Source organism: Streptomyces sp. NPDC058653 (assembly GCF_042716895.1).
Lineage (GTDB): Bacteria > Actinomycetota > Actinomycetes > Streptomycetales > Streptomycetaceae > Streptomyces.
On record NZ_JBHXRM010000023.1, the window covers coordinates 107,076 to 132,362 of the forward strand.

A 25,287-nucleotide genomic window follows, 5' to 3' on the forward strand; every position below is an offset into this window, starting at 1 on the left:
GGGCCAGGTTATCCGGGAGTCCGGTGGTCGCCGTGCCGATGGGCCGTCACGGCCCGGTGCGCGTGCTCCGCGCGCTTTCCCGCGGCGTCCCGGGTGCGCCGCTCGTGCTCCACCTGGAGGGGATGGCGCGCCCGCCAGTAGGGATTGTCGTGCGGCAGGCTCCCGCTGACTCTCCCGAACATGCCGAAGAACATGAGCAGCACGCCCACCACAAAGCTGAACAGCACGTTCTGGAGGCGGAAGGCGAGGGGGTTGAACCCGCTGTCGATCAGACAGAGATTCACGAAGCCGCTGAGGATGAACACCACGCCGAGGATCATGTTCAGCGTCGAGGCGAAGTTCTTCCCGATCAGCATGCCGACGAAGAGCAGCAGGCCCACACAGATCGACAGCACGCTCAGCGCGCCGTTGGTGTTCAGACCTGCGGTGGTGTGGCTGCCGGTGTCGAACGGCCCGATCTGGTTGACCAGCCCGAGAACCCCGAACACGAGCAGCACCAGACCGATCAGTCCCGCGCCGATCCGGTACACCGTGCTCAGCCGGTGGTCGATGGGCAGATGTTCGTCGAGCCTGACCCGCCGCTTCCCTTGCCGTGCCGGGCCCGGAACCGTCCCTTGACCGGACATGTGCGGCCCCCTTCAGCCGTGAGTGCCGGTGTCCTGCGTAGTTCAAGGATCGGCCCGGCGGCACGAGGGGACAAATCGGACAGATGGTCGGGTGGGGGCCGACGGGCCCCACGAGTGGACCGACGGACGCGCGGCCGGGCTTTCCCCGGCCCCGGTCAGGCGCCCGCGCCCCGCTCGTCCCGGATCTCCCCGACGACACGGGCCGCCGTGTTGCGGACCGCTTCCGTCTCCACCAGGAAGTGCCACCAGTCCGGATGCCGGCCCTCCAGCCCGGCCACGGCCCGGTCCAGCCGCACCACGGCGTCGTCCAGCGGGCGTGCGTGCCGGGGATCGGGCGTGTTGCGGCCCGCCATCGCCAGCCGCTGCGCGTCCCGCACGGCGAACCGCGTCCGGTCGATCTCGTGCTGCGGGTCCTTCGACACGGCGTTGAGCCGCTGGAGACGGTCACCGGCGGCGGACACGGCCTCGTCGGTGGAGTTCAGCAGTGCCCGGACCGTGCTGAGCAGGGCCGTCGCGTCCGGCCACCGCTGCTCCTCACGCGCCTTGGCGGCCTCCTTCAGCTTCTCCTCCGCCTGACGCACGGAGGTCGCCGCCTGCTCGGGCACCGGCTGGAGGTCCTGCCAGCACTCGGCGCTGAAACGGCGCCTCAGCTCGCTCAGCACCGGCTCCACGGTCCCCGCGCGCGTCGTCAGGGCCTGTGCGCGCGTACGCAGCGACACCAGCCGCCGGTCGATCTCCGCCGCGCGCTCGGGCAGCCGCTCGGCCTCCGCCCGTACCGCCTCGGCGTCCCGCAGCACCCGGTCGGCGCGCTGGATGGTCTCGGCCACCCCGTGCTGGCCCGCGCCCTGGTTGAGCTTGGTCAGCTCCGGGCCGAGCGTGGCGAGCCGGGCGGCCAGGTCGTCGGCCCGCAGCCCGGAGCCGCGGACCGCGTCGAGTGCGTTGCTCGCGGCCAGCAGCGTCTGCCGCGCCCGCTCCACGGCGGGCGCCAGCCGCGCGAGCTGCGTCTCCGCCTTGTCGAGCAGCGGGCCGAGCCCGCGCTCGAACCGGTCGAGCTCGCCCTTGACCCGTACGAGCTCGTCCTTCGCCTTGGTCAGTTCCGTACGGGCCGTCGAGGCGACGGACGGCTCCAGGTCGTCCCGGTCCAGGTCATGGGCGTCGACTGCGTTGATGTAGCCGCTGCTCGCCTCGTCGATCCGCCGCCCCAGCGCCGCGAACTCGTCCGCGACCCGCCGGGCACCCGGCGAGGTGTCCACCGCGGTGATCGTCTCTATGGAGATGCGCAGATCGCGCTGGGCGGTGTCCAGCTCGTAGAAAGCGGCGGCGGCGGCGTCCTTCGCGGCCTGCGCGCCGGCCCGCTGATTCTCCCCCCGCCCGCCGAACCAGCGCCGCGTCCCCCCGCCGGCGAAAGCTCCCGGCAGGGCCGCGACGAGCACCGGCACCGGCAGCAGCATCAGGGTGAGGACATCACGGACGCCACCCGCCCTCGCTCGTGCGTGCGGCTGCGCCTGTGTCGTCGCCGTCACATCCCTCTCCCGTGCCGATTACGCCCTGCCCAGTTCATTCTCCCACCAGGAAGGGACGAACACACGGGTCGGTTAGTTCGCGCTTCGGACTGTGACTTTGCCGTTGTCGCTGCGGGCCTTCACCACATGGGCGCTGTCGTCGTCCGTCGGCACGCCGACGTCGACGCTCCCGTTGTCGCTCTCGGCCGTCACCGCGTAGGCGGTGTCGGACCTCGGCAGGTCGACGGTGACGGACCCGTTGTCACTGAAGGTCTCCACCGTGTCCGGGACGGCGGTGAGCTCCAGCCGCACCGCACCGTTGTCCGACCGGGCGCGCACCGACGTGGACGAGACACGCTCGGTCGTCACCTTGCCGTTGTCGCTGAACAGCTCCAGCGTGCCGCTGGAGTTCAGCACCTCGACGGACCCGTTGTCGGACCGGAGGTTCAGGGCGGTGTCGAAGCCGTCGGCGCGGACCCTGCCGTTGTCGTTCCGCACCGTCACGGCCATCGCGCGCGGGACCTTCACCGTGTGCCGCGACTCGCAGTTGTTCACCACCGCCCGACACTTCAGCTTCAGCGTGAGCGTCCCGTCCTCCAGCTTCCAGACCGGGTCGGGCCCCGACCCGAGGAACACCCAGCCGTCGACCTGACGGGTCACCTCGATGTCCTCGACGTCGGCCGGCACCAGATCGATGGAGGAGTTGTCCGACGCGATGGTCAGCGTCTTCCCGCTGTACGCGAACGAGCGCGCCTCCACCTCCGCCTCGTCGGCGTCGGCGCTCCCGCACCCACCGACGACGACCACCGCGAGCACCGCGCCCCCGGCCACGAGGAGCGTGCGCCCACGACGGGCGGGGCGGGTACGGCGGGTGTCGTACGTACGACGTGTGTCCACGGTGATCGGTCCCCCATGATGCGGCTGCGGATGTGCCTCCACGGTATGAATCCAGGCGCCCCCGAACGATCCGGCCGGCCACCGTCTCGGTGGTGGGGGTATCCCCCCGCCGAAGCGGCCCGGCCTGCGAAGCCGTTGGGAACGCGGGCCCCGCGCCATGTACGCTGTTGCCTCGTCCAGGGTGCGTAGCTCAGGGGTAGAGCGCTGCTCTTACAAAGCAGATGTCGGCGGTTCGAAACCGTCCGCGCCCACCGGCACGAAGGCCCCCGACCGGTCACGGTCGGGGGCCTTCGGCGTCCGGCTCGCGGGAGTCTGTTCGAGGCTCTCCGATCGAGCCTCGATCGGGGGGCGTTCGCGTTGGTCCGAGCCCGGCCGTCCTTAAGGGTCAGGCGCCGGTGTCCGCCTTGGCGACCGCGTCCGTGATGGCCTGCCGTACGGCCGCGACGATGGTCTCCGTGTCGTCGCCCGAGCCGACCTTCCCGGCCAGGGCCGTGATCGCCGCCGTCTGGGCGGCCAGGGTCGCCTCCATCCGGCGGGTGACGATCTCGATGTTCCGCAGCCCGGTCGCGGGGGTGATGTAGGGGTTCTCCTTCGCGGTGGCCGGGTTGGGGTTCTTGAAGAACCCGTCGGTCAGCCAGATCTTGCGGGCGTCGGCGTCCGAGATGGGCATGTCTTCCTCCTCAGGGGGGTTGGAGCCTGTCGCGTGTGCGAGGACCCGGGCGAAGTCCAGGTCACCCGGGTCCCCGTGGTCGTTCTCCGGGACGTGCTGGTGGCCGAGCCATCCGTAGTAGGCGTTCCACTGGGCGCCGGTGAGGCGTACGCCGTTGGCGCCGTAGGAGCCCCCGACCTGGCCCTTCTTGTACGGCTTCCAGACGAGGGTCGAGCGCGGCTGAACGCGGTGCTGATCGTGCGCCCACTTCACGAACTTCCCGAGCTCGGCGAGCGCCCAGTCCGGTGCGGCGGGCCAGAACAGATAGTCCACACCGGCGCGTTCGCCGTCCCAGGTGGTCGCGTGGCGTTCGTCGCACGTGCCGACCAGTTCGACCTGGACGGCGTTCGCGGTGTTCGTGTCGACGCCGCCGGGCCGGTTGACGAGGGCGCGGGAGGACACGTCGAAGTCGAAGTGCTGGTACCAGCGGAGCTTCTTCGTCCTGAAGTCGGGCAGCGCGGTGAAGTTCGGCGCGGACGCGCCGCCGCCGTACGACGGGACGGTCCTGCCCTCCGTCGTATGGATCACACCGACGTTCGACTCCATCGCCGAGCCGCCGTAGGTGTCCTGGTACCAGTACGCCGTTGAGGCGCCTGGGTACTTCTGTGGTCCGGTCTTGGCCATCGGGCCTCCTCGATGGTTTCCCTGCTCGCGGTCGAGACCTCGCGGAGCAGCTGCACGGTGTAGGTATCCCCCGGGGCGGGCCCCTCAAGAAGGTGACTCGCCCCGGGCCGGGCGGAGTTGGCGCCCGATGGCTGATTCCGGTTGTGTCGGGCTCGGCCGTTCCTCGGGGGGCGGGTCCGGTGCGGAAAGCACGGAACCCACCGTAGCCCGTTCCGTGTCCGGGCCGTCCTCGTCCCCTCAACGTCACCCGTTCAGGTCGGAGTTGGAACGTTTTCACAGTTCAAGGGGAAGTCCGCCGGGGCCTGACCGGGCAGGAGACGAGGGATTCCTGCTCCGTGAATTCCTGTTGTGCGCGGACGGGTGCCGACAGGGGACGGCGGGCGGGCCGGGTCCCCGGTGAACCCTTCGATCACACGTCCGACCTCCGCCTTCCGCTTCCACCACGGACCGGCGGATCCGCCGACGACGCCCGACACCACCGGCGCGTTGAACCCGGCCACGTACGAGCTCGCGAACCCGCCCGCGCCGACGGCGCCCGTCACCGTTTGGTCCCGCCCGAGGCCGATGGCAGGATGGCGCCGGAATCAGCCGAGTCGGTACGAAGTGCCCCGCTGTGCGGAGTTGATCCGCAGGGCGGCCGACCACCGGCCCCGGGAGGCGGCGCGGTACGTCGCCGGGCGGTACGGGGAGTACGACGCGTGCGGACAGACCTCGGGCCGGCCGCCGTCGGCCACGCCGCTCCCGGGCGCAGCCCCCATGCGGGTGGGCGCCGCGCGCTCGCCGCGGTGTGCGTGGGGTTCGTGACCGTCGCCGGGGTGCTCGTGCCGTACGGGCTGCCGCTGGGGTGGGACGAGATCGTGTACGCCAGCCGGTTCGGTCCGTACGACGGGCCCGGCGTCCCGTTCAGCGCGCCGCGTACACGCGGAGTCCCCCTGCTGCTCGCCCCCGTCGCGTCGTGGACCGACTCGGTCCCGCTCCTGCGGCTCTGGACGACCGCGCTCGCGGGCGGCGCGCTGTATCTGGGGTTCCGGCCCTGGGCGGGGGTGCTGCGGCGGCCCGAGGCGGCGGCGGTGGCCGCGGGGCTGTACGGGAGCCTGTGGTTCGCGCTCTTCTACGCCAACTCCGCGATGCCCAACCACTACACGGCGATGGGCGCCGTCGCCGCCACCGGATGCTTTCTGCGGCCCCGCCCCGGCCGTGGCGCATACGCCGGGATCGCCGCCGGGACGGCCGTCGTCACGCTGATACGGCCCAACGACGGCGCCGCCGTGGCCCTTCCGCTCCTCGTCGCCGCGTCGCTGGTGCCCGCGTGGCGGGGGCGGGGGCGGCCGGCGGCCGTCGCGGCGGGTGTCGCGGCGGGGGCGGTCCCCTGGATCGTGGAGGCGTGGCTGCGGTTCGGCGGTGTGGGGGCACGGCTGGCCGAGGCGAGCGACATCCAAGGCGGTATGCGCCCCGTCCTCTCGCTGAGGGCCCATCTCACCGCCCTGGACGGCCCGTTGCTCTGCCGGCCCTGCACGGGCGACTCCATGGACCCCGGGGCCGCCGCGTGGTGGCTGCTGCTCCCGCTGCTGGTCGCCGTCGGGCTGTGGACCACGCGCCGCGCCGGGCGCCCGGCCGCCCCGCTCGGGCTCGCGGTCGCCGTCGGGGCCTCGGCCTCGCTGCCGTACCTCTTCCTCGTCCCCTACGCGGCGCCCCGCTTCCTGCTGCCCGCCTACGCCCCGCTGGCGCTGCCGGCGGCCGTCGGGCTGCTCGCGGTCGCCGGGCGGGCGCGCGGCTCACGCCCGGTCGCGCTCGCGCTCGCCGTCGTCCTGCTGGGACATGCCGGCGTGCAGATCTCGCAGGTGCGTACCCACGTGGGCGTGCAGGAGCGGGCGCGCGCCGACTGGCAGCGGATCAGCGCCGTGCTGCGCGAGGGCGGCGTACGGCCGCGGTGCCTGGTCAAGGGGAACAGCCTGGCGATCCCCGTCGCGTACACCGCGGGCTGCGCGTCGGCCGCCATGGGCGACCCCGCCCGCGCGACGGCGGTGATCCTGCGGGGCGCCGACCCGCCGCGCTGGGCCCGGGACTGGCCGCGCCGGCCGGTGCCCGGCACCTACAACCCGGACTGGTCGGTCGCCGTACGGCCCGGCACGGAGGCGACGGTGCCGTGACCCCCGGTCCCGGCGGCCTCGTACCCGTCCGGCCCCGTCCTGGTGGCTCCTACACTCGGGCGCATGCGATGGAACGAGATCGGTGAGGTCGACTGTTCGGTCGCACGCGCCCTGTCGGTGGTGGGGGACCGCTGGACGCTGCTCGTGCTGCGCGACGCGTTCCTCGGCGTACGCCGGTTCGAGGACTTCCGGGCGAACACGGGCGCCTCGCGGCCCCTGCTGACCGAGCGGCTCGCCACGCTCGTGGAGCACGGGGTGCTGCGGCGGGTGCGGTACCAGGAACGGCCCGAGCGGTACGAGTACCGGCTCACCGAGAAGGGCGTCGGCCTGTACCCCGTGATCGTCTCGCTCCTCGCGTGGGGCGACCGGTGGATGGCGGGCGACGACGGACCGCCCGTACGCCTCCACCACGAGACGTGCGGGCACACGATGACACCCCGACTCGCGTGTCCCGACTGCGGTGAGGCGATCGACCCGAGGGACGTACGGCCGACGCTCAGGGCCGACGCCGGTCCGCGGGCGGCGACTCCCTAGGCGGCGGGGCCCACTTCGGGGCGAAGGATCATGCACGTCGTCGTCGCGTGGGCGATCAGCTTGCCGCGCTCGTCGGTGACCCTGCCCTCCGCCGTCGCCGTCCGCCGGCCCACATGGATCGTCGTACCCGTCGCGGTGAGCCGGCCCGCGTCCACGGCGACCGTACGGATGTAGTTCACCTTCAGCTCCAGCGTGGTGAAACCGACGCCCGCCGGGAGCGTCGTGTGGACGGCACAGCCGAGGGCCGAGTCCAGCAGCGTCGCCGCGATACCCCCGTGCACCGTGCCCAGCGGGTTGGCGAAGTCGGGCTTGGTGCTCAGCGACAGGACGACGCGGCCCTCGTCCAGCTCGTCGAAGGTCATGCCGAGGAGCCGTCCGACGGAAGGGAGGTCGGTGGGCTGCTTCGCCGCCCAGCGGAGCAGTTCGAGGCCGGTCATCGCGGTGAGGTCCACAGTCGTCATGGGGCCGAAGTTATCAGTTCTGATTCTGAACCCACCACGGGCCGTGATCGGTCACACTGGAGGTATGTGCCGCAGTATCAAGACTCTCCGCCCGCCCGTGATCCCCGAGGAAGCCACCGAGGAGGAGATCAGGGCCGCCGCCCTCCAGTACGTACGCAAGGTCTCCGGCTTCCGCGCGCCCGCCGCCCACAACCGTGAGGTGTTCGACCGGGCCGTCGACGAGATCGCCGCCTCCACGATGCGGCTGCTCGACGGCATCGAGGTACGAGGGGCGGCGGCCCGCGGCTAGGAGCTGCGCTCCCTCGTTCGGATGGATCAGGCCGACGCCGACGCGGGCACCTGCGCCCGCGCGCCGTCCGCCCGTCGTGCCGGGCGGCGCACGATGTACGCGGCCACCGTCCCCGCCGCGAACAGCGCCAGCAGGGAGACCGCGACACCGAACCAGCTCGAACCGAGCCACTGGCCGCCGAAGTAACCGAGACCCGCGCTGTAGCCCGTCCACGCCACGGCCGCCAGCACCGACCAGGGCAGGAACTCCTTCATCTTGCGGTGCGCGGCGCCCGCGCTCAGCGAGACGACCGAGCGGCCCGCCGGCACGAAGCGCGCGATCACGACGAGGATCCCGCCGCCGGTGAGGGACGCGCCCAGACGTTCCTGCGCGGTGGTCAGCCGGCGGGAGCGCGCGATGGCGCGCGCCAGCCGGTCCCCGCCGCGCCAGGCGAGGCGGTACATGACGATGTCGCCGATGACGGAGGCGACGGCCGCGCACACGATCAGGACGAGCAGCGACGGCACTTCCCGCGGCACATGCGCCACGTCCGACACCTTGCCGGCCGCGTCGGCGACCGCCGAGGAACCCGCTGCCGCCGTGGCCGTCGTGATCACCAGTACACCGCTGGGCAGGACGGGCAGGAACACGTCCAGGAGCACGGAGAGCGCCACAACGGCGTAGATCCATGGGCTGCCGGTCAGCGCGCCCAGACTCTCCAGCACTTTTACATTCCCCGTTTCCGTGACGAAGCCGAAATCTCCCGGCCTCGTGTCCCCCTGGTCCCCCTGACCGCCGATTCCCCCTCCGCGGTCGGGCGAAGTGGGAGTGGCTGTCAGCCATACAGCGTACGCCTGTGTGGTGGACCACCTTCCCACGGGGCGGCGGTTGTCCACCTCCTGTTTGCTGGTTGGCCGAGATCGGGAAATGGCCGAATGTATGTCCGCGGCCGAGTCTGCCGGACACGAGGGCGCCCGGACCCCGTTGAAACGGGATCCGGGCGCCTGTGTCGCTGGGTACCGCTCTCGGTCAGGCCGGCACCGCCGTCGGCTGAACCCGGTGCTCCGGCTCGCGTGTGCCGCGCGTTCCGATGAACCGGTCCAGGGAGAGTGCGCCGGGGCCGACGAAGACGATCAGCAGGAAGGCCCAGCAGAAGATCGCCGAGGCCTCACCGCCGTTCTCCATGGGGAACAGCCCGTCGGGCTGGTGGACGTTGAAGTACGCGTACGCCATGGAACCCGAGGCCACGAAGGCGGCGATCCGGGTTCCCAGGCCGAGGAGGACCAGGCTGCCTCCTACGAGCTGGATGACGGCCGCGTACCAGCCGGGCCAGGTGCCGGCGTCGACGGTGTCCTTGCCGAGAACGCCGAAGAGTGTCGCGGCGCCGTGGCAGGCGAAAAGCAGTCCGATCACCATCCGGAAGAGTCCGAGGGCGTACGGCTGCGCTTGATTGAGACGTGTGGACATGGGGGGGTGTAGCTCCTTCGGTTCGGGACGTAACCGACGAGAGCCTTCACGTTAGGCAGCCCTAAGGAATGCTTGCAAGTTCAACATCACGCCAACGGACGTTTCTCGGCCCCGCGTCCCTTCTCCGTGGTGAATTCGAGTCCTGCCGTCTGACCTGCTTCTCTGTGTGGCCTTGTCGCGACTGCGATGGAGATCCCATTCGGTATGGCATGGGCAGACCAATGAACGGTACGGAGGAGCCGGGCGTATGCGGATGAGTGCGCCGAAAGTTCATCGAAACGGGTCACGTTGACACCCTCGTGCCGCCCGGAACGACCCCCGGCCGCCTCCGGATGTCACCCGGAGGCAAGCTCCCGTTCATCCACGGTCACGAGTCGCGCGGACGCGTGCCGCCCGTCCTGCCCGCTCTCCTGTGCCTGTGCCTGCGCCAGACTCAGACGCGCCGCCCGCCCCCGCAACGTCAGCGTCATCAGCTGGTTACCGAACCAGGGACCGCCGGTCTTGTCCCAGGAGACCGACGGGGTGGCCACCCGGCCGTGCCGGGCGAACGCACGGCCCAGCCGCCGGCCCACCGCGCTCCAGCCGAACCGGAAACCGAGGCGTATCGAGAGCGGGATGGAGTTGTGCACCGGGGAGCAGGTCAGCTGGACGACCCGTGACCGCGGCTGCGGCTGCCCGCCGTGCCAGGCCGGTTCGGCGACGTACGCGTGGTGCACGTCGCCGGAGAGTATGCAGACGGTCGCCGGGGCGTCGGCGCCGCCGCCCACCTCGGCGATCAGCCCGGCCAGCTTCTCGAACGAGGCCGGGAACGCCGCCCAGTGCTCCAGGTCGGCCATTCTGCGCAGCCGCTCGCCGAAGCGGGCCCACCGCCTGCCGCGCTCGCCCCCGGCCAGCGCGGCGTTCCAGCTCTCCGCGTCGTGGACCAGCGGCGGCAGAAGCCACGGCAGGGAGGTGCCGATGAGGAGATGGTCCCGGGCGCCGGGATCGCTCAGCGCTTGGTCGCGCAGCCACCGTGCCTCGTCCGCGTCGAGCATCTGCCGGTGCCCCTCCTCCAGGACACGGGCCGCCCGCGAGTCGACCATCAGCAGCCTCGTCCGGCCGATGTCGCGCCGGTAGCTCCAGCGCACACAGGCCGGATCGGCGTCGGCCTGTGCCGCGAGCTTCCGCAGCCGGGCGGTGCCGTCCGGCTCCGCGCGCACGGCGGCGTACAGCTCGTCCGCGGCGAGTTCGGCGGGGGAGAGATTGCCGAGGTGCTGATAGACCCAGTACGACATCAGGCCGCTCAGGATGCGCTCGCGCCACCACGGCCTGGTCCGCATCTCGGCAACCCACGACGCGCTGGTGTTCCAGTCGTCTATGACGTCGTGGTCGTCGAAGATCATGCAGCTCGGAACGGTGGAGAGCAGCCAGCGGACCTTGGGGTCGCTCCACGACTCGTCGTAGAGGTAGGTGTACTCCTCGTAGTCGGCGACCTCCGCGCCGGGCGGCTCGTCGAGATCGCGGCCCTTGGCCAGCCGGCGGCGCGTGGGCTTCGACGTCTCGTCGGCGTACACCTGGTCGCCGAGCAGGATCAGGACGTCCGGGCGTACGGCGCCGGGGTCGGCCGTCAGGCTCGCGGCGAGGGTGTGGAGGGCGTCCGGGCCGACGGGGTCGGGCTCACCGACGGGGGCGGAGGCCCAGCGGCAGGAGCCGAAGGAGACGCGCAGCGCGGGCGCCTCCGCCGCTCCGGCGGCGGGCGAGCGGATCACGCTCGGCGGGAACGCGGAATCCTCGGGCGGCCAGACGCGTACGTCGTCCAGCAGTACCTCGTACGCGGCCTCGGTGCCGGGGGTCAGCCCGGTCACGGGGATCAGGGCGTAGTGGTGTCCGGCGATCAGGAACGTACGCGACGAGCCGTACGCGCCGCCGTCGCAGCGGACCTCGGCCGTGCAAGGCCGGTCTGTCTCGACCCAGATCGTGGCTGTGCCGGCCGACTCCCCGTCGACATAGCGCAGCAGTGGTCCCAGGCGCAGCCCGGTCATGGTGCCTCCTCCGTCGCCCCGTACGGTACGGAACGTCGGAGGGGGCGGACCAGGTTCCGGTCTGTGACAGGCGGCACGACCGGTCGCGCGGAGCGGTCGCGCGACCGGTCACCGGTGGCTGCCAGGGGCTGTCACCAGCCGTCGGACAGCTGTCGAGGGGTTGTTCAGCAGCCGTTGAGGACGCTCTGGAGCTTGCTCTTCTCGGCCGAGTCGACGCTGAGGTTGTAGGCGTGCTTCACGTCGACCCACATACGGGCGTACATGCAGTGGTACGCGGCGCGCGGCGGCATCCACTCGGCCGGGTCGCGGTCGCTCTTGGACTGGTTGACGTTGTCGGTGACCGCGATCAGCTGGGGGTTGCCGAGGTCGTTGGCGAAGCTCTGGCGCTGCGAGGTGGACCAGCCGCTGGCGCCGGAGGTCCAGGCCTCGGCGAGGGGCACCATGTGGTCGATGTCCACGTCACTGGCGGCGCTCCAGGTGGCGCCGTCGTACTCGGAGTACCAACTGCCGCTGGTCGCGGCGCAGCTGGAGTTCGTGGCGACGTTGGAGCCGTCGCGCTTGAGGACGGTCTCACGGGTGTCGCAGGCGCCGGACTGGGTGATCCAGTGCGGGAACAGGTCACGGCTGTAGCCGCTGGTGGAGCCCTCGGCCCGGACGGTCAGCTGACCGAGGTAGGTGCGGGCGGTGGAGGCGGCGATGGGGGTGGGCGGGGATGCCTGGGCGGGCGTGGGCGCGACGAGCAGCGCGGTGGCCGAGACCAGGGCGGCGGAGGCGGCGATGACGGCTATTCGCCCGACGGGACGGCCTTGACGCGCGTAGATACCTGACATGCGAACTCCCTTGTCGTGGGGGGAATCTGACCGCTCGGAAAGTTGGGGGGTGGGACCCGAGCGCCCATCGTGTCGGCGCCGGATTGCTGCGAGGTGGGCACCAGGTAACAGGGTGACGACATGAGCACGTCACATCAAGGGTCTTGAGGGGGTTGTGCGGTGGCTCCGGGCTCCAACTGCCCGCGCACGCCCGCTATCTGACGTACACCCGACTTGCGCCGCTTGCGCTGCTTGCGGAGTGCGGGGGCGGCTGGGTGGTCTGGTGCCGGGTCTGGTGGTCCCCGATGGCCGGAAATGACGGGTGGGGCGTGGAGGGGTTGGATGTGCGGGGCCCCCGCGCGCGCCAAGGGGGCCCGAGGGCCCGGGGGCTGGCTGCGGATTGCGCTCCGCGAGGGCTCGGCTCCCGGCACGCCGCGTCGGGGCGTGTGGGCGGGCTTCGCGTCCGCGGGGGCGGGTCCCGCCCCGGTGGGGCGCCGGTGGGCGCTGAGCGGCGGCCCGCAGCGCGCCAAGAGGGCCCGTGGGCCGGGGCCCCGGGTGCGGGTTCCGGTCGCGGCTGACCCGCGCGCTTGCGGTCGGCCTCGGTTGCGCCGCGCCAGGAGGGCCCGGGGCTCCTGCCCCGGTGCGCGGCAAGTTCGGGGATTTGCGGTGCCGCCGAGTCCATGGGCCGCGATCGGGGCTAGCGCCCCGGGTTCTCGGCGCGGCTGACCACGCGTCAAGTCCGGGGGCGCGGGGCCCGCCCCCAGTTTCGGGAAGCCCCGATGTTCGTGAGTTAAGAGTTCTGAGCATACGTGCACGTCAGCACCAACGACGGAGCCCCGCCCGACACTTGGCCGGCCGGGGCTCTTGGGGCCGCTACGGGGCGGGTAGCTCGTCCTCGGGAGTCGGGCCCGCATAGAGCGCCACGGCGTGGCTCGGGCACGCGTAGAGGGTGAAGCCGGGGCCGCTCACGCGCTCGATTTACCGGACTTCCACGGTTGCGACCGTCCAGCTGCGACAACGGCAGCAGCGCTTACCGATCGGGGCGGGTCTCGGTTCAGCGGTGAACGCGGCTATCCGTTCCTCGCGGGTCATACCGTCGCCCCCGTACCGGCCGACGCGTACTGAGTGAAGTGGTCGCCCTCGTACGCATACGGGTAGTCCACGCCGAGCGAGGCGAGTGCAGCAGCTCAGCGCCGCTCATGGATCACGCCGAGTTCCATCGTGAATTCGGCGAGCGCGTACGGGCGGACGAGTGGATCTCTTCCCCGTCAAGCGACGCGTACAGGTCGTTGACACGCTTCGGGGTCGGGGTCGGCCACGGCGTGTCCCACGGGTTCACGCGGACGGGCTCGGGAGTCGGCGGGGTAGCGGTTGCACTGTGGCGGCCTTGGGCGGGCAGCAGCAGCCGCAGAGCACGCACGTAAGGGCTCTGGCGATAACATCGCGCATAAGTCGTTTCAGCTCCTAGACAGCTGTTTCGGCGAGCCCCGGCGGACCGGTCCTAAGCGGTCAGTCGGGGCGCTTTCGTCTCGACGGCATCCAACTCCTATACCCTCGTCTACCTACGTATAGGGACGGCTCTCACCGTATCCGGTTGTCTCCCCTCTCCTTATGGGCCCGAGCATTGACTACCTCGAAGCGCTCGCGCGGAGATTGCTCCGACCCGTCACGCACAGCGAGGCAGGATTTCCGCAGGCTCCCGGAGATCAGGAACCCAGCCACCCCAGCACGGTTGAAGGGTTGCTAGACCTGGGGAGGCAGGACATGGACCCATCACGCCGAAGCATTCTCGGGGTTGGCCTGTTCGCTGTCGCACTGACTGTTCCCAATTGGCCCGATGTGGTGGGTCGAATGGAAGCTGTTCAAAACGGTCACGTTCAGCGCATAGGGATGGCCGACGTTCAGACCGTCTCCGCAATGACCGAGCGAATTTCTGACCTTGACGACCAGTTCGGCGGGCGAACAGCGCGCCCTATGGCTGCCGCGTTCCTCGTGAACACTGCGACCCCGTACTTACGGGCAGAGGCGCCCGGCAACGTACGCAAAGCGATGGTGGGTGCCGTCTCGGACCTCTGCTACCTCACCGGCTATATGGCAGTAGACGAGGGTCTGCACGGATTGGCGCAGCGCTATTACCTCAAGGCGTTGGAACTCGCCGGGGCCTCCGAGGATCACTTGACTTTCTGCACGACGCTTCGGGGGATGAGCGTTCAGGCAGTCGATTTGGGGCACGGAGTAGAGGCGAAGCGGCTTGCGGATGCCGCTGCCGCCGCCTCACCGAAAGCGGGTCCACGCATGCGTGCTTTTCTAGCCGGCCAACAAGCCCATGCAGCGGCCCAAACCGGGGGCCGTGTTTCCGCGCAATCCTATTTGAGCGAAGCTGAAGTTGCCATGGAAAAGGCCGAATCACAATCCAAAGCATTCGGCTCCTACGATCCGGCATCCCTGCTCTACCACACAAGTCAAGTGAAATTCGAGCTTGGTGATGTGGCCGGATCGATCTCGGCAATGCAGCAGTCGGACAAAATCCGTCAGAGTGTTTATCGGCGAGCGCGTGTCCGTCATCGCTGCACCCTCGCTGAACGGCAGCTCGACCTAGGCCACCTTGAGGCAGCGTGCGAGACGTGGGCTCTCGCATTGGAAGACTACCCAAGCCTGCAATCCGGCCGGGCAGATGACCGCATCAAGACCATGCACAGTCGCATTCGACCCCACCTCAAGAATCACACAGCCCGAGACCTATTTGAGCGGGCGCGATTGGTCACCCCTTCGCAATTGATGCCCCACTGATCCAGCGTGTGGCATCCGCAGAACAACCTATTGAGCCATGCGAGTTTTTCGCCTTCCTGCCGTTCTTTCTCGGGCAGGTGGCGGGGTCACCCCCTGGTCAGGGTCACGAGCGGCGAGGCTGGGCGCGCTCGGCAGCCCATCCGCCGGGCTGGTGCTTCGCGGTCTCACGGTTGTGGCACGTCGCGCACAGCGGACGGAGACGAGACCACGCGTCCGGTTCGTGATCATGTGAGGCCGAGCAGGGCGAGTGGACGGTTTGAGTCGTGGGTGTTGGCACGGAGTGCGGCGGCGATGTTGTGGATGCCAGCGAGGCGGAGGGCGCCGATGGCGCGGTTGCGCCAGGTCGCCATTGTGCGGGGTGCGCTGCCAGTCCGAAGCTGTGAGGCGTCCTTGGTTCGGAGTACGGCCGGACCGACAGGGCCATGCGGTTGCTCACCCTGGTCGCCCCCGATGGATGACACTCATCAGCGCCTGATGAACCGGCAGCTCACCGTCCAGGAGTCCACCGCCGGGCCGGCTCGTCTCCTTCGGCTTGGTCCTCACGCCGTGGTGCCGCAGAACCCCCGCCGTCCGGACGCTGCGGTCACCGGGCGCCACGCCGAAGGCCACGGCATCGAGGACGAAGACGTCGCCTGTCTTGGGCCGCTGCCTGCTCCGCATTGAGGCCGGCGGACCCAGCCACGGCTGCGGCCCTTTTGCGACCCCGCTATCGAGGACGACGGCTGACGACCGGTGCCCCCGAGACGCCGGGCCATTCGTTGTAGACCGTGTAGTCCGTGCTGCACGGTGTCTCGTGCCGGCATGGGGACCGATGGCGCTCCTGCCGGACCGGCATACGCGACACATGAACATGCGAGTCCACCAGTCCCGAGGCCGGAATCGTGTAGGCGACCACTGACGGTTCTCGGCTCGCCCCGGCGTCGCCGGCCACCCACCAGGTGGCACCACCGGTTACCGGTCAGGGGATCAGTAGTAGTTTCCCGGTGGTCGTACGCGACTCGATGTCCGCGTGGGCCCTCGCCGCCTCCGCCAACGGGTACCGACCGCCGATCCGGACGGACAGGTCACCCTTCTCGACGAGCGCGTACAGCTCGGCCGTGCGCGCCGTGAGTTCCTCGGGTGTGCGGATGTAGTCCTCGGTCACGCTGTAGGTGATGCGGGTGCTACGCGGGATGTCGTTCATCGCGATGGTCGGCACCTCCCCGATCAGCGGCCCGTAGAACACCAGCGTGCCGTGCGTGCGTAGCACCCGCAGTGATGCGGTGAATGTGGTCGCGCCCGCACCGTCGAAGACCACGTGCACACCTTCGCCACCAGTCAACTTCTGCACCGGCTCGACGAACGCGTCACCGGTGGAGACCACAACGTGATCGGCGCCGGCTTCGGTGGCAGGCTCGGCCTTCTCAGGCCGCGACACCAGGCCGATCACGGTGCCGCCGCGGGCCTTGACGACCTGGGTGACCATCATCCCGACCCCGCCGGCGGCCGCGTGCACGAGCGCGATGTCCCCCGGTTGCACCGGATGGGACACGGTGGCGAAGTGCTGCGCGGTCAGGCCCTGCAAGAGCACGGCCGCGGCCGTCTCGTCGTCGACGGCGTCGGGCACCGCGACGACACCGCTCGCCGGGAGCACGATCTGCTCGGCGTAGCTGCTGTGGCTGTTGATCGTCAACCACGCGACACGATCACCCGGGGCGAACCCTTGCACGCCCTGGCCCGTCTCCGTCACCACGCCGACGCCTTCCGCGCCCGGCACCTCGGCCATGGCCTGTCTGCGGATGGCGGTGTCGAAGAAGTTCACACCCGCCACGCGGACGTCCACCAGGACTTCTCCCGGGCCCGGACGAGGTGCCGGCCGCTCGCGCAGCTGCAGCACTTCCGGTCCCCCTGCTTCGCTGATGACTATCGCTTTCATGCGGACGAAGGTATGTGGCAAAAAATGTACCCACAAGTACACTTTGGACGGTGACCATGAGGAAGGGCGCCGCGACCCGCCTGCGCATTGTCGAAGCCGCCGCAGCCGAGATCCGGGAACGCGGCACGACCGCCACCACGCTCGACGACGTGGGCCGGCGCAGCGGCACCGGCAAGGGGCAGATGTTCTATTACTTCCCGGGAGGCCGGGAACAGCTTCTGCTCGCGGTCGCCGAGCTTGAAGCCGAGCGAGTCTTCGACGACCAGCAGCCGTATCTCAGCGAACTCACCTCGCGCACGGCCTGGGAGGCGTGGCGCGACCTCATCGTCGAGCTCTACCGCGACCAAGGGCTGCACTGCCCGCTCGGGGTGCTGATCGCCGACGTAGGCCGGTACAGCCCGGCCGCGCAGGCCGTCACGGCGCAACTGGTACGGCGGTGGCAGGAGTGCGTCCGAGCCGGTATCGAGGCTACGCAAGCCAACGGTGAGGCCAACCCTGCCCTCGACGCCGACCGCACGGCCGCGGCTGTGATCGCCACTGTCCAGGGCGGTGTCACCGTCCTGCTCTCCACAGGCTCCGCGGAACATCTGGAGGCCGGGCTGAATCTCTGCCTCGACCACCTGCTGTGTTGAACGCACGATCACCGGCAGTTGGGCGGGTCGGCGATCCGCGAGCCAGCGTCCGACGGCTCGGTCAAGCGCGTCGCCGTCGATGCGGGCCAGCAGCCGACGGATTGTTGCTTCGGCGGGCAGGACCCGCCTGGGCGGAAGCGGATCGGGATGGCCGCCGACCTGTGCCGGCACGTGCGCCGGGGCATCGGTGATCCACTCGCCGACCGCCGGCAGCGAGGTCGCCCCGGCCAGCACGGCAGACGCGGTGAGGGCGAGCACGACGGCCAGAGGGTGGCGCACCCCGCGCGGATTCCGCGGGTCCGGCACCTCAGCCAGCCGCTCCAGCAGGTCCGGGACCTCCTCGGATACGACGTCGGGATGCTCGCGGAGCTGGTCGAGGGCAGGCGAAAGCCAGCATGAGCATCATCGCTCGGACATCGGGTTCATCGGCTTGCGGAAGTCGAACTCAAGCCGCCTCCCACCGATGACCTCGGCGAACACCGACAGCTTGCCGTGCTCCCGCGCCCACTTCGCAAGTTCGTGCATGTCGCCCAGGGACCGGATGGCACGGTCAAACCGCCACCACACCGGGGCGTCGAACTCATCGGGGCGCGCGAGCCACCCGCCGAGCTGCGGACGGTCGAACGGGCCGACCTTGCTCGCAGACACGTCAAGGTCGACCGCTTCGCGGAGCGCGTCACCCTCGCCGAACTCGATGCCGAGCACTGCCGCCGCGATGTCGTCGGCCTCGCGCTGCCGCTCGGGGCTGGTGGTCTCGTCCGTCCTGACTGAAAGCCGGATGCACCGCACCCCCCCCGCAGAGTCGCTGTTTCCAGGGGGTTCCTTGTGCTGGTAGTCATCCCCTCTGTAGGGACGGACGGGTTCCCGATGGGTTGACCAGGGCTGATGCCACCATGACGACACTCCAGAACTACCAGTCCGGAACATCGGGAAGGGGCGGGGAGGGGAGAGCTACGCTCCCACGCGGACCTCGATCGTGCCGTCCGCCAGCCCCCGCACCCGCACACCCGTCAGATCCCGCGTATGCGCCGTCGGCGACAGCGACACCGCCCGCGGCCCCACCCCCAGCACCCGCATCCCCGCCGCCCGCGCCGCCATGATGCCCGCCTCGGAGTCCTCCAGCGCCAGGCAGTCCGCCGGCGCCACGCCCAGTTCCGCCGCTCCCTTCAGGAAGCCCTCCGGGTCGGGCTTGCTCGCCGAGACGTGTTCCGCCGTGATCCGGGTCGTCGGCATCGGCAGGCCCGACGCCGTCATACGAGCCGTGGCGAGCGCTTCGTCCGCCGAGGTCACCAGCGCGTGCGGCAGCGCGGCGATCGCCGCCATGAACGCGGGCGCGCCCGCGACGGGCACCACCCCGTCCAGGTCCGCCGTCTCCTGGGCCAGCAGCACCCGGTTGTCCGCGTAGTTCTGCTCCATCGGCCGGTCCGGCAGCAGAACCGCCATCGTCAGATACCCCTGGCGGCCGTGGACGACCTTCAGGGCCTCCTCCGGGTCCAGCCCGTGCTCGATCGCCCAGCCGCGCCAGCAGCGTTCCACGACGGCGTCGGAGTTGACGAGGGTCCCGTCCATGTCGAGCAGGAGCGCCCGGGCGGTCAGGACGGAGGTCGTCGTGGTCGGGACGTTGGCCGGCATCGGCGGACTCCAGGTGGTGCGGGGGAGCGGCGGGGGAGCGCGGGTGAGCGCAGACAAGAGCGGTTCCCGCCCGCCGGTCAGGGTCACGGACGGGAACCGCTTTGTTCAACGACTATACAAAGTGAGAACGGGATCACGCCACCCCGGCCCCTCTCTCCCCCCGCCGGCACCCGTCAGTCCCGCCCCCAGCCGTCTCCCCGCCCCGGCCGGCCTCCGCCGTCACCCTGCTCCCGGCCCCTCCCGCTGGTCTCCGCCTCCAGCGCGCGCCGGGTGTTGGGGCCGTACACGCCCGTCGGGTCACCCTCGATGCTCTTGTACGACTGGTAGATACGGACCGCCGTCTCCACACGGTCGCCGAACTCGCCGTCGTAACCGCCGTTGTAGATCCAGACCTCCGACAGCCTGCGCTGGAGCTCCTCGACCTCCTCCCCGCTGTCCCCGCGCCGCAGGCTCTCCCCGGCGTCGGAGCCCTGGGGCGCCCCGCCCTCCGGCTGCTGCGGATTCGCGGGGGCCTGCGGCGGGGCCGGCTTCCCGGTCGGTGACGGCGGCCCGCCGGCGGCCGGTTCCGACGCACTCGCCGAGGCCGAAGACGAAGCCGAGGCGGAGGCCGAGGCCGAGGCAGAAGCGGCAGCCGACGCCGACGCCGACTTCGAGGCGGACGCGGACGCCGAAGCGGACGGATCCGCCCGCACACTCGCCGTCGGCAGACCCGAATTGAGGTCGGAGGTCGCGTCGTCACCCCCGCCGTCCCCGGTGAAGAGCCCGCCGGCGAACGACGCCGTACCGATCACGGCCACGGCCGCCGCGGTCAGCGCCACCATCGCGAACGTCCTGCGCCCGCCCCCGCGCTCCGGATCACCCGGCCCCGGGTGTGCCCCGCCCGTCCGCAGCCCGGGCAGCACCAGCCGCATCGTCTCGGCGGGGTCGGTCCCCTCCGAGCGGTCGCCGGGGAGCGGGGGCGGGGGCGGCGGGATGGACGGTGCGGCCCCGTCCGGTTCCTCCAGTGGTACGTACGGCCGGATCCGCAGCGGATCGAAATCCTCGGCCGCCGCTATCGCCGCCCGTTCGGAGCAGTCGCAGCCGGCGCCCGGTCGGCCGTACGCGTCCCGCGGCGTACCGCATTCGGGACAGTTGTGTCCGGTCAATGTGGGTCCCCTCCCTTGGGCTGTCAGCGATTATGCAGCCCGCCCCGGCGCCGCCGGGTGTCACGTCCACCTCCGGGCCGCCGAACGGTCGGTGAACGGCCGCCGAGCGACAGGCGAGCGAGCGCCGAAAGCCCGTCGCGCGAACGGCGTGCGAACGACGCGCGAACGGCGTGCGAGCGGCGACCGCCCAGTCCGCCCACCGCTTTCGGTAGGACATAACAGGCCATAAATGATCAGAACAATCAGGATGGGGGCAGGTGCAGACCCGAGGAGATGCCGATGGCTCAGGAAGTGGACACCTCGCCCACGACTCCCCGACCCGGCGAGGGCCAGACCCCGCGCACCATCTTCGTCTCCATCGGCGCCCTGCTCCTCGGCCTGCTCCTCGCCGCGCTCGACCAGACCATCGTCTCCACCGCCCTGCCCACCATCGCCAGCGACCTCGGCGGCCTCGACCATCTCTCCTGGGTCGTCACCGCGTACCTCCTCGCCTCGACCGCCGCCACCCCCCTGTGGGGGAAACTCGGCGACCAGTACGGCCGCAAGAGGCTCTTCCAGACGGCGATCGTCATCTTCCTCATCGGCTCCGCCCTCTGCGGCATCTCCCAGAACCTGCCCCAGCTCATCGTCTTCCGCGCCCTCCAGGGCCTCGGCGGCGGGGGGCTCATCGTGCTGTCCATGGCGATCGTCGGTGACATCGTCTCGCCGCGTGAGCGCGGCAAGTACCAGGGCCTGTTCGGCGGCGTCTTCGGCGCCACCAGCGTTCTCGGGCCGCTGCTCGGCGGGGTGTTCACCCAGCACCTGAGCTGGCGCTGGGTCTTCTACATCAATCTGCCGATCGGCGTCGTGGCCCTGGCCGTCATCGCCACCGTCCTGCACATCCCGGTGCGCTCGACCAAGCACACCATCGACTACCTCGGCACGTTCCTCATCGCCTCCGTCGCCACCTGCCTGGTCCTCGTCGCCTCACTCGGCGGCACCACCTGGTCGTGGGGCTCGGGCCAGATCATCGGCCTCGCCGTCCTGGCCGTGATCCTGCTGGTCCTCTTCGTCCGGGTCGAGCGGCGGGCCGCGGAGCCCGTACTGCCCCTGCGGCTCTTCACCATCAGGACCTTCTCGCTCGTCTCCCTCATCAGCTTCGTCGTCGGCTTCGCCATGTTCGGCGCGATGACGTATCTGCCGACGTTCCTCCAGGTCGTGCAGGGCGTGTCGCCCACCCTGTCCGGTGTGCACATGCTGCCGATGGTGTTCGGGCTGCTGATCACCTCCACCCTCTCCGGGCAGATCGTCAGCCGTACCGGCCGCTGGAAGGTCTTCCCGATCGCCGGCACGGGCGTCACCGCGGTCGGACTGCTCCTGCTCCACCAGCTCGACGTGAACAGCGGCACCGGGGAGATGAGCGCGTTCTTCTTCGTCTTCGGCGCGGGCCTCGGCCTCGTCATGCAGGTGCTCGTGCTGGTCGTGCAGAACTCCGTCGGTTACGAGGACCTGGGCGTCGCCACCTCCGGCGCGACCTTCTTCCGCTCCATCGGCGCGTCGTTCGGCGTCGCCATCTTCGGCACGATCTTCACCAATCTGCTGCGGAACAAGCTCACCGACTCCCTCGCCGGACAGCGGCTCCCGCCCGGCGTGAGCCCGGGGGAACTCGCCGCGGACCCGCGCTCCGTGGGCACGCTGCCGCCCGCGGTCCGCTCCGGGGTGCTCACCTCGTACTCGACGTCCATCACCGACGTCTTCCTCTTCGCCGTGCCCGTCGTCCTCGTGGCCTTCGTCGTGTCCTGGTTCCTCAAGGAGGACAAGCTGCGCGGCTCGGTGACCGCCCCCGAGGCCACCGAGACCCTCGCCAGCAACCCGGTCCAACGCACCTCGCACGAGGAGGTCGCCCGCGCGCTGTCGCTGCTCGGCAGCCGCGACGGGCGCCGGCGGATCTACCAGGAGATCACCGAACGGGCGGGTTACGACCTGCTCCCGGCGGCCAGTTGGATGGTGCTGCGCATCCGGCGGCACGGGGTGGTCGAGCCCGCGCGTCTCGCCGAGACCGTGCCCGTGGCGCTGACGGCCGTCACCGACGCGTCCCGGCAGATCGAGGAGCGCGGGCTGGCCCGCCGCGAGGGCTTGGGGCTCGTCCTCACCGAGCACGGCACGGAGGTGGCGGAGGTGCTGGCCAAGTCCCGGGAGGAGTCGCTGTCCCAGTTGCTGGGGGACTGGTGGGGGCCGCACCGGCCGACCGATCTGGTGAAACTCGTACGGGAGTTGAGCGACGAGCTCTGCGGGTCGAAGTCCGAACGCCCCAAGAGCCCGGAGCCGCGCGGCGACCACTCCCTCTGAGCCGCGGTACGGCTTGCGCGGCCCGACGGCGGACGCGGGCCGCGCCCGGCGGCGTCGAGCGACGGGTGCTACTTCCCGGCCGTGCCGGATTCCCCGCCGATCGACTCCTGATAGAGGTCGGCGTAGGTACGGGAGTCCTTGATCAGGTCGTCGGAGAACGCGGCCACGTCCTGGCCGACGAGTTCCAGGGCCCCCTTGCCCGCCGCGACGCCCTCCTCGAAGAAGTCGACGATCCCGGGGAGCAGTTCGGGCAGGTCGACGGGTCCGACCTTGAACAGATACCGCTGCATCTCCTTGTAGACGATCCGGTAGTCCGGCGGGAGTGCCTTGACCCGGGCCATGTGCGCCCGCCACTGCTTCTTGCCCTCGATGATGTCCTGGACGGTCATGTCAGCCTCCCAGCCGGCTCAGTTTTTTCGCGACGTTCCTGTTCAACTGCTCGCGCCACCGGTCGCGATAGGTCCGAGCGCCTTCTCCGCCGGCGAGCGCCGCGCAGAAGCCGCGGATGTCGTCGCCGAGCACCTCCTGGACGCCCTGGCCGTCGGACGCCGTCTCTTCGAGCAGCCCCAGGGCCGCGTCGAGAATCGGCATCAGGTTGCGGCCGGTGAAGTCCCCGTAGGGGAAGAGATGGGCCTTGATCTGCTCCCACGCCGCCTGGTACTCGTCCGGCAGGGCCTGGGCCCGGGCCTCGAACGCCTTCCATTCCCTTGTGAGATCGCTGCCCGTGATGGTCTCCCAGAAGTTCATCTCCCGCCCTCCTTGAGCCTGTCGATGCGTGATGAGACGTACTGCCATTTCGTCCAGAACGTCGCGAGTTCCTCGCGTCCGGTGTCGTTGAGCGCGTAGAACTTGCGCGGCGGACCGACCCCGGACGGTCGTTTCGTCACCTGGACGAGTCCGTTCCTCTCAAGCCGCAGCAGGATGGTGTACACCGTCCCCTCGACGACGTCGGTGAAGCCGAGTTCGTTCAGCCGGCGGGTGATCGCGTACCCGTAGGTCTCCTCGCCGCCGATGATTTCGAGCACGCACCCTTCGAGCGTGCCCTTCAGCATCTCCGTCAGGTCGTCCATCGCGAGTCCTCCTCGGTCCTCGGTACTCCGTAACACCGAGTACCGCTATACGGTACCACTGAGTACCGCTATTCGGTACCACCAGGTACTGGGGGTCGCGATGACCGGGACAGGCGCTCCGCGAAGCGGGCCCGGTGGCCGCGTGGCCGTGCTGTTTGGCGGGCCGATTCCGGGCAACCCGACTTCCTGAAGGGCCCGTTCGTCCGGCACGAGTCGAACCAGGAAGGCAACCATGTCCACTGTCCTGATCATCGTCGCTCTGATCGTGGTGATCGCCGTCGCTGTCGGCGCCGTTCTGTACGGGACCGGGAGGGGTGGTGGACGCGGAGGGCTGAAGCGGCGGTTCGGCCCCGAGTACGAACGTGCCGTCAATCGGCACCATGGTGACGTCAAGGCCGCCGAGAACGAGCTCTCCGAGCTGGTCAGGCGCCATGGCGACCTGCGTCCGCGCCCTCTGCCCGCAGAGGCGCGCGACCAGTACGTCGCCCACTGGGCGGGCCTCCAGGAGCGGTTCGTCGACTCCCCGCGCCAGGCCGTCGCCGAGGCCGAGAAGCTGATCTCCCGGCTGGCCTCCGACCGGGGCTTCCCCGACGCCGAGAAGCACGAGGACCATCTCGACGCCCTCTCCGTGCACCACGCGCACCAGGTGGACGGTTATCGCAGGGTGCACCACGCGGTCTCGGAGGCGGGCCAGGACGCCAGCACCGAGGAACTGCGCGCGGCGATGGTCGAGGCGCGCCAGCTCTTCGAGCGGCTCGTCCTGGACTCCAAGGAGGACAGCCCGCGCCAGCGTCGCGGCATCCCTGGCCGGAACACCGCACTGAGGCCGAAAGGAAGTGGCGTGTGATGACGTACGACCCGTACGAGTCCGAGCAGAAGCGCGAGCAGCAGGAGCGGACCGGCAAGGGGGAGCGGGAGCTGAGGAGTGAGCGCGGGAGCAGGCCCGCGACGCCCGTGGTGCCGCTGTCCGAATCGGAGAGCGTCGCCGCCGCCGGTGCCGCCGGTGCGTCCACGCACCGGCCCGCGCGGCCCACGGCCCCGCCCGCGACGCCCCCGGCCACGCCCACGATGCCGCTCAAGACGGTCGCCGGGACTCCGGCCGGGACCGCGCCCGAGAAGGCGAAGGGGCCCCGGCCGGACAAGGACCCGACGGCGGGCCCCGTCCAGGACCCGGTCCACGCGGTGCCCCCGCCCGGCGCGGCCTCCAAGGGCGAGCGGGAGTCGGCACCGGCCGTCCGGGCCGCGTCGGCCAAGGAGTCGGCACCGGCCCGGGAGCCCGTTCCGGCCCGGGAGACCGCGCCCGGTCGGACGCCGGAGGCAACGCCCGCGAAGACGCCTCGGCTGATGCCCCAGGACCAGAGCGACAGGCTGAACCTGCGCCTCCAGGAAGCGCTCGTCGCCTTCATCGACGCGCCCAGGCGCTCGGTCGAGGAAGCGGCGGACGTCCTGGAGGAGGCGGTCAACCGCCTCACCGAGGCCCTCGCCGAGAGGCCTCGCACCCTGCGCGACAGCTGGGCCGGGAACGGCGGCGGGAGCGGTGGTCAGGCCGCCGACACGGAGGATCTGCGGCTCGCGCTGCGCAGCTACCGCGAGGTCACGGAGCGGCTGCTCCGCATCTGAGCACCGGGAGCCGGAGGAGGACACAGGGCGCCGGACCGGGCCAAGGGCCCCGCGGCGCCCCCCGTGAACGCCCGCCGAGGGGGGCTG

At 70.6% G+C, this 25,287-nt stretch carries 24 protein-coding genes, 1 tRNA gene and 1 pseudogene; 9 read left to right on the forward strand and 17 right to left on the reverse strand.

Translation table 11 applies throughout. The features are described 5' to 3' along the window. Window positions 1-8: 8 nt before the first annotated feature. The 3 genes from ACFWU9_RS20780 to ACFWU9_RS20790 form a co-directional block, all read right to left on the reverse strand. Window positions 9-626 (reverse strand): DUF4383 domain-containing protein, encoded by a 618-nt coding sequence (locus ACFWU9_RS20780; protein ID WP_384320415.1) that lies wholly within the window; start codon window positions 624-626, stop codon window positions 9-11. Between the two features lie 155 nt (window positions 627-781). Further along, on the reverse strand, window positions 782-2,077 hold the full coding sequence (locus ACFWU9_RS20785; RefSeq protein WP_384320470.1) for a hypothetical protein: 1,296 nt from the start codon (window positions 2,075-2,077) through the stop codon (window positions 782-784). Window positions 2,078-2,221: 144 nt separating this feature from the next. After that, window positions 2,222-3,025: a DUF4097 family beta strand repeat-containing protein gene (locus ACFWU9_RS20790; protein WP_384320417.1), complete on the reverse strand. Its 804-nt coding sequence runs from the start codon at window positions 3,023-3,025 to the stop codon at window positions 2,222-2,224. 179 nt (window positions 3,026-3,204) lie between these two features. On the opposite strand from ACFWU9_RS20790, the gene ACFWU9_RS20795 reads away from it, so the two are divergent. Beyond that, window positions 3,205-3,276 (forward strand) — tRNA-Val (locus tag ACFWU9_RS20795). A gap of 134 nt (window positions 3,277-3,410) precedes the next feature. Here ACFWU9_RS20795 and ACFWU9_RS20800 read toward each other — a convergent pair. Then, window positions 3,411-4,358: a hypothetical protein gene (locus ACFWU9_RS20800; RefSeq protein ID WP_384320419.1), complete on the reverse strand. Its 948-nt coding sequence runs from the start codon at window positions 4,356-4,358 to the stop codon at window positions 3,411-3,413. Window positions 4,359-5,056: 698 nt separating this feature from the next. Here ACFWU9_RS20800 and ACFWU9_RS20805 point away from each other — a divergent pair. Beyond that, window positions 5,057-6,508, forward strand: a complete 1,452-nt coding sequence (locus ACFWU9_RS20805) for a hypothetical protein (RefSeq protein ID WP_384320421.1) — start codon at window positions 5,057-5,059, stop codon at window positions 6,506-6,508. Between the two features lie 63 nt (window positions 6,509-6,571). Then, window positions 6,572-7,042, forward strand: a complete 471-nt coding sequence (locus ACFWU9_RS20810) for a winged helix-turn-helix transcriptional regulator (protein ID WP_384320423.1) — start codon at window positions 6,572-6,574, stop codon at window positions 7,040-7,042. Here ACFWU9_RS20810 and ACFWU9_RS20815 read toward each other — a convergent pair. Beyond that, window positions 7,039-7,503: a PaaI family thioesterase gene (locus tag ACFWU9_RS20815; protein ID WP_384320425.1), complete on the reverse strand. Its 465-nt coding sequence runs from the start codon at window positions 7,501-7,503 to the stop codon at window positions 7,039-7,041. The two genes, ACFWU9_RS20810 and ACFWU9_RS20815, sit on opposite strands and share 4 nt — an antisense overlap. Window positions 7,504-7,567: 64 nt before the next feature. On the opposite strand from ACFWU9_RS20815, the gene ACFWU9_RS20820 reads away from it, so the two are divergent. Then, the gene (locus ACFWU9_RS20820; RefSeq protein ID WP_384320427.1) at window positions 7,568-7,792 is read left to right on the forward strand and encodes a DUF2277 domain-containing protein; all 225 of its coding nucleotides are present in this window, start codon (window positions 7,568-7,570) and stop codon (window positions 7,790-7,792) included. A 26-nt stretch (window positions 7,793-7,818) separates the two neighbouring features. Here ACFWU9_RS20820 and ACFWU9_RS20825 read toward each other — a convergent pair whose 3' ends face one another. From ACFWU9_RS20825 to ACFWU9_RS20840, 4 genes are all read right to left on the reverse strand, one after another. After that, on the reverse strand, window positions 7,819-8,496 hold the full coding sequence (locus ACFWU9_RS20825) for a DedA family protein (protein WP_384320429.1): 678 nt from the start codon (window positions 8,494-8,496) through the stop codon (window positions 7,819-7,821). Between the two features lie 304 nt (window positions 8,497-8,800). Further along, window positions 8,801-9,238, reverse strand: a complete 438-nt coding sequence (locus ACFWU9_RS20830) for a DoxX family protein (protein WP_384320431.1) — start codon at window positions 9,236-9,238, stop codon at window positions 8,801-8,803. A 335-nt stretch (window positions 9,239-9,573) separates the two neighbouring features. Further along, complete coding sequence (locus ACFWU9_RS20835) at window positions 9,574-11,259, reverse strand: alkaline phosphatase D family protein (RefSeq protein ID WP_384320433.1); 1,686 nt, start codon at window positions 11,257-11,259, stop codon at window positions 9,574-9,576. A 164-nt stretch (window positions 11,260-11,423) separates the two neighbouring features. Next, window positions 11,424-12,089 (reverse strand): HNH endonuclease family protein, encoded by a 666-nt coding sequence (locus ACFWU9_RS20840; protein ID WP_384320435.1) that lies wholly within the window; start codon window positions 12,087-12,089, stop codon window positions 11,424-11,426. 1,590 nt (window positions 12,090-13,679) lie between these two features. Between ACFWU9_RS20840 and ACFWU9_RS20845 the strand changes: the two genes are divergently transcribed. Then, complete coding sequence (locus ACFWU9_RS20845; RefSeq protein ID WP_384320437.1) at window positions 13,680-14,858, forward strand: transcriptional regulator; 1,179 nt, start codon at window positions 13,680-13,682, stop codon at window positions 14,856-14,858. 958 nt (window positions 14,859-15,816) lie between these two features. Here the strand turns inward: ACFWU9_RS20845 and ACFWU9_RS20850 are convergent. Further along, entirely contained in the window at window positions 15,817-16,773 is a 957-nt protein-coding gene (locus ACFWU9_RS20850; protein ID WP_384320439.1) for a quinone oxidoreductase family protein, read from the reverse strand. A 56-nt stretch (window positions 16,774-16,829) separates the two neighbouring features. On the opposite strand from ACFWU9_RS20850, the gene ACFWU9_RS20855 reads away from it, so the two are divergent. After that, entirely contained in the window at window positions 16,830-17,405 is a 576-nt protein-coding gene (locus tag ACFWU9_RS20855) for a TetR/AcrR family transcriptional regulator (protein ID WP_384320472.1), read from the forward strand. A 99-nt stretch (window positions 17,406-17,504) separates the two neighbouring features. Here the strand turns inward: ACFWU9_RS20855 and ACFWU9_RS20860 are convergent. The 4 genes and pseudogenes from ACFWU9_RS20860 to ACFWU9_RS20875 form a co-directional block, all read right to left on the reverse strand. Continuing rightward, window positions 17,505-17,711 (reverse strand): annotated as a pseudogene (locus ACFWU9_RS20860) (transposase family protein); the annotation flags it as partial. 96 nt (window positions 17,712-17,807) lie between these two features. After that, complete coding sequence (locus tag ACFWU9_RS20865) at window positions 17,808-18,194, reverse strand: recombinase family protein (RefSeq protein WP_384320441.1); 387 nt, start codon at window positions 18,192-18,194, stop codon at window positions 17,808-17,810. A gap of 162 nt (window positions 18,195-18,356) precedes the next feature. Next, window positions 18,357-19,037 carry an HAD-IA family hydrolase gene (locus ACFWU9_RS20870; RefSeq protein ID WP_384320443.1) on the reverse strand — a complete coding sequence of 227 codons (681 nt, stop codon included), beginning with the start codon at window positions 19,035-19,037 and terminating at the stop codon, window positions 18,357-18,359. 173 nt (window positions 19,038-19,210) lie between these two features. After that, entirely contained in the window at window positions 19,211-20,182 is a 972-nt protein-coding gene (locus ACFWU9_RS20875; protein ID WP_384320445.1) for a peptidoglycan-binding protein, read from the reverse strand. Between the two features lie 279 nt (window positions 20,183-20,461). On the opposite strand from ACFWU9_RS20875, the gene ACFWU9_RS20880 reads away from it, so the two are divergent. Further along, the gene (locus ACFWU9_RS20880) at window positions 20,462-22,510 is read left to right on the forward strand and encodes a DHA2 family efflux MFS transporter permease subunit (protein ID WP_384320448.1); all 2,049 of its coding nucleotides are present in this window, start codon (window positions 20,462-20,464) and stop codon (window positions 22,508-22,510) included. Between the two features lie 68 nt (window positions 22,511-22,578). On the opposite strand, the gene ACFWU9_RS20885 is transcribed toward ACFWU9_RS20880, so the two are convergent. The 3 genes from ACFWU9_RS20885 to ACFWU9_RS20895 are packed head-to-tail and all read right to left on the reverse strand — an operon-like array spanning window position 22,579 to window position 23,580. Then, window positions 22,579-22,899: a DUF1048 domain-containing protein gene (locus ACFWU9_RS20885; protein WP_384320450.1), complete on the reverse strand. Its 321-nt coding sequence runs from the start codon at window positions 22,897-22,899 to the stop codon at window positions 22,579-22,581. 1 nt (window position 22,900) lies between these two features. After that, the gene (locus ACFWU9_RS20890; RefSeq protein ID WP_384320452.1) at window positions 22,901-23,257 is read right to left on the reverse strand and encodes a DUF1048 domain-containing protein; all 357 of its coding nucleotides are present in this window, start codon (window positions 23,255-23,257) and stop codon (window positions 22,901-22,903) included. After that, window positions 23,254-23,580 (reverse strand): PadR family transcriptional regulator, encoded by a 327-nt coding sequence (locus tag ACFWU9_RS20895; protein WP_384320454.1) that lies wholly within the window; start codon window positions 23,578-23,580, stop codon window positions 23,254-23,256. The genes ACFWU9_RS20890 and ACFWU9_RS20895 overlap by 4 nt, the downstream gene beginning before the upstream one ends. A 232-nt stretch (window positions 23,581-23,812) precedes the next feature. Between ACFWU9_RS20895 and ACFWU9_RS20900 the strand changes: the two genes are divergently transcribed. Both ACFWU9_RS20900 and ACFWU9_RS20905 read left to right on the forward strand, forming a co-directional pair. Further along, window positions 23,813-24,427, forward strand: a complete 615-nt coding sequence (locus ACFWU9_RS20900; RefSeq protein ID WP_384320456.1) for a hypothetical protein — start codon at window positions 23,813-23,815, stop codon at window positions 24,425-24,427. After that, window positions 24,427-25,200, forward strand: a complete 774-nt coding sequence (locus tag ACFWU9_RS20905) for a hypothetical protein (RefSeq protein WP_384320458.1) — start codon at window positions 24,427-24,429, stop codon at window positions 25,198-25,200. The genes ACFWU9_RS20900 and ACFWU9_RS20905 overlap by 1 nt, the downstream gene beginning before the upstream one ends. The last annotated feature ends 87 nt before the right edge of the window (window positions 25,201-25,287 follow it).

Bases quoted from the DNA above. Each gene is read 5' to 3' on its own strand.
- ACFWU9_RS20890 (WP_384320452.1), bottom strand. From the start codon at position 23,257: ATGAACTTCTGGGAGACCATCACGGGCAGCGATCTCACAAGGGAATGG.
- ACFWU9_RS20820 (WP_384320427.1), top strand. From the start codon at position 7,568: ATGTGCCGCAGTATCAAGACTCTCCGCCCGCCCGTGATCCCCGAGGAA.
- ACFWU9_RS20815 (WP_384320425.1), bottom strand. From the start codon at position 7,503: ATGACGACTGTGGACCTCACCGCGATGACCGGCCTCGAACTGCTCCGC.
- ACFWU9_RS20810 (WP_384320423.1), top strand. From the start codon at position 6,572: ATGCGATGGAACGAGATCGGTGAGGTCGACTGTTCGGTCGCACGCGCC.
- ACFWU9_RS20840 (WP_384320435.1), bottom strand. From the start codon at position 12,089: ATGTCAGGTATCTACGCGCGTCAAGGCCGTCCCGTCGGGCGAATAGCC.
- ACFWU9_RS20900 (WP_384320456.1), top strand. From the start codon at position 23,813: ATGTCCACTGTCCTGATCATCGTCGCTCTGATCGTGGTGATCGCCGTC.
- ACFWU9_RS20780 (WP_384320415.1), bottom strand. From the start codon at position 626: ATGTCCGGTCAAGGGACGGTTCCGGGCCCGGCACGGCAAGGGAAGCGG.
- ACFWU9_RS20835 (WP_384320433.1), bottom strand. From the start codon at position 11,259: ATGACCGGGCTGCGCCTGGGACCACTGCTGCGCTATGTCGACGGGGAG.
- ACFWU9_RS20885 (WP_384320450.1), bottom strand. From the start codon at position 22,899: ATGACCGTCCAGGACATCATCGAGGGCAAGAAGCAGTGGCGGGCGCAC.
- ACFWU9_RS20800 (WP_384320419.1), bottom strand. From the start codon at position 4,358: ATGGCCAAGACCGGACCACAGAAGTACCCAGGCGCCTCAACGGCGTAC.
- ACFWU9_RS20845 (WP_384320437.1), top strand. From the start codon at position 13,680: ATGGGCCCGAGCATTGACTACCTCGAAGCGCTCGCGCGGAGATTGCTC.
- ACFWU9_RS20830 (WP_384320431.1), bottom strand. From the start codon at position 9,238: ATGTCCACACGTCTCAATCAAGCGCAGCCGTACGCCCTCGGACTCTTC.
- ACFWU9_RS20895 (WP_384320454.1), bottom strand. From the start codon at position 23,580: ATGGACGACCTGACGGAGATGCTGAAGGGCACGCTCGAAGGGTGCGTG.
- ACFWU9_RS20880 (WP_384320448.1), top strand. From the start codon at position 20,462: ATGGCTCAGGAAGTGGACACCTCGCCCACGACTCCCCGACCCGGCGAG.
- ACFWU9_RS20785 (WP_384320470.1), bottom strand. From the start codon at position 2,077: ATGCTGCTGCCGGTGCCGGTGCTCGTCGCGGCCCTGCCGGGAGCTTTC.
- ACFWU9_RS20850 (WP_384320439.1), bottom strand. From the start codon at position 16,773: ATGAAAGCGATAGTCATCAGCGAAGCAGGGGGACCGGAAGTGCTGCAG.
- ACFWU9_RS20905 (WP_384320458.1), top strand. From the start codon at position 24,427: ATGACGTACGACCCGTACGAGTCCGAGCAGAAGCGCGAGCAGCAGGAG.
- ACFWU9_RS20870 (WP_384320443.1), bottom strand. From the start codon at position 19,037: ATGCCGGCCAACGTCCCGACCACGACGACCTCCGTCCTGACCGCCCGG.
- ACFWU9_RS20855 (WP_384320472.1), top strand. From the start codon at position 16,830: ATGAGGAAGGGCGCCGCGACCCGCCTGCGCATTGTCGAAGCCGCCGCA.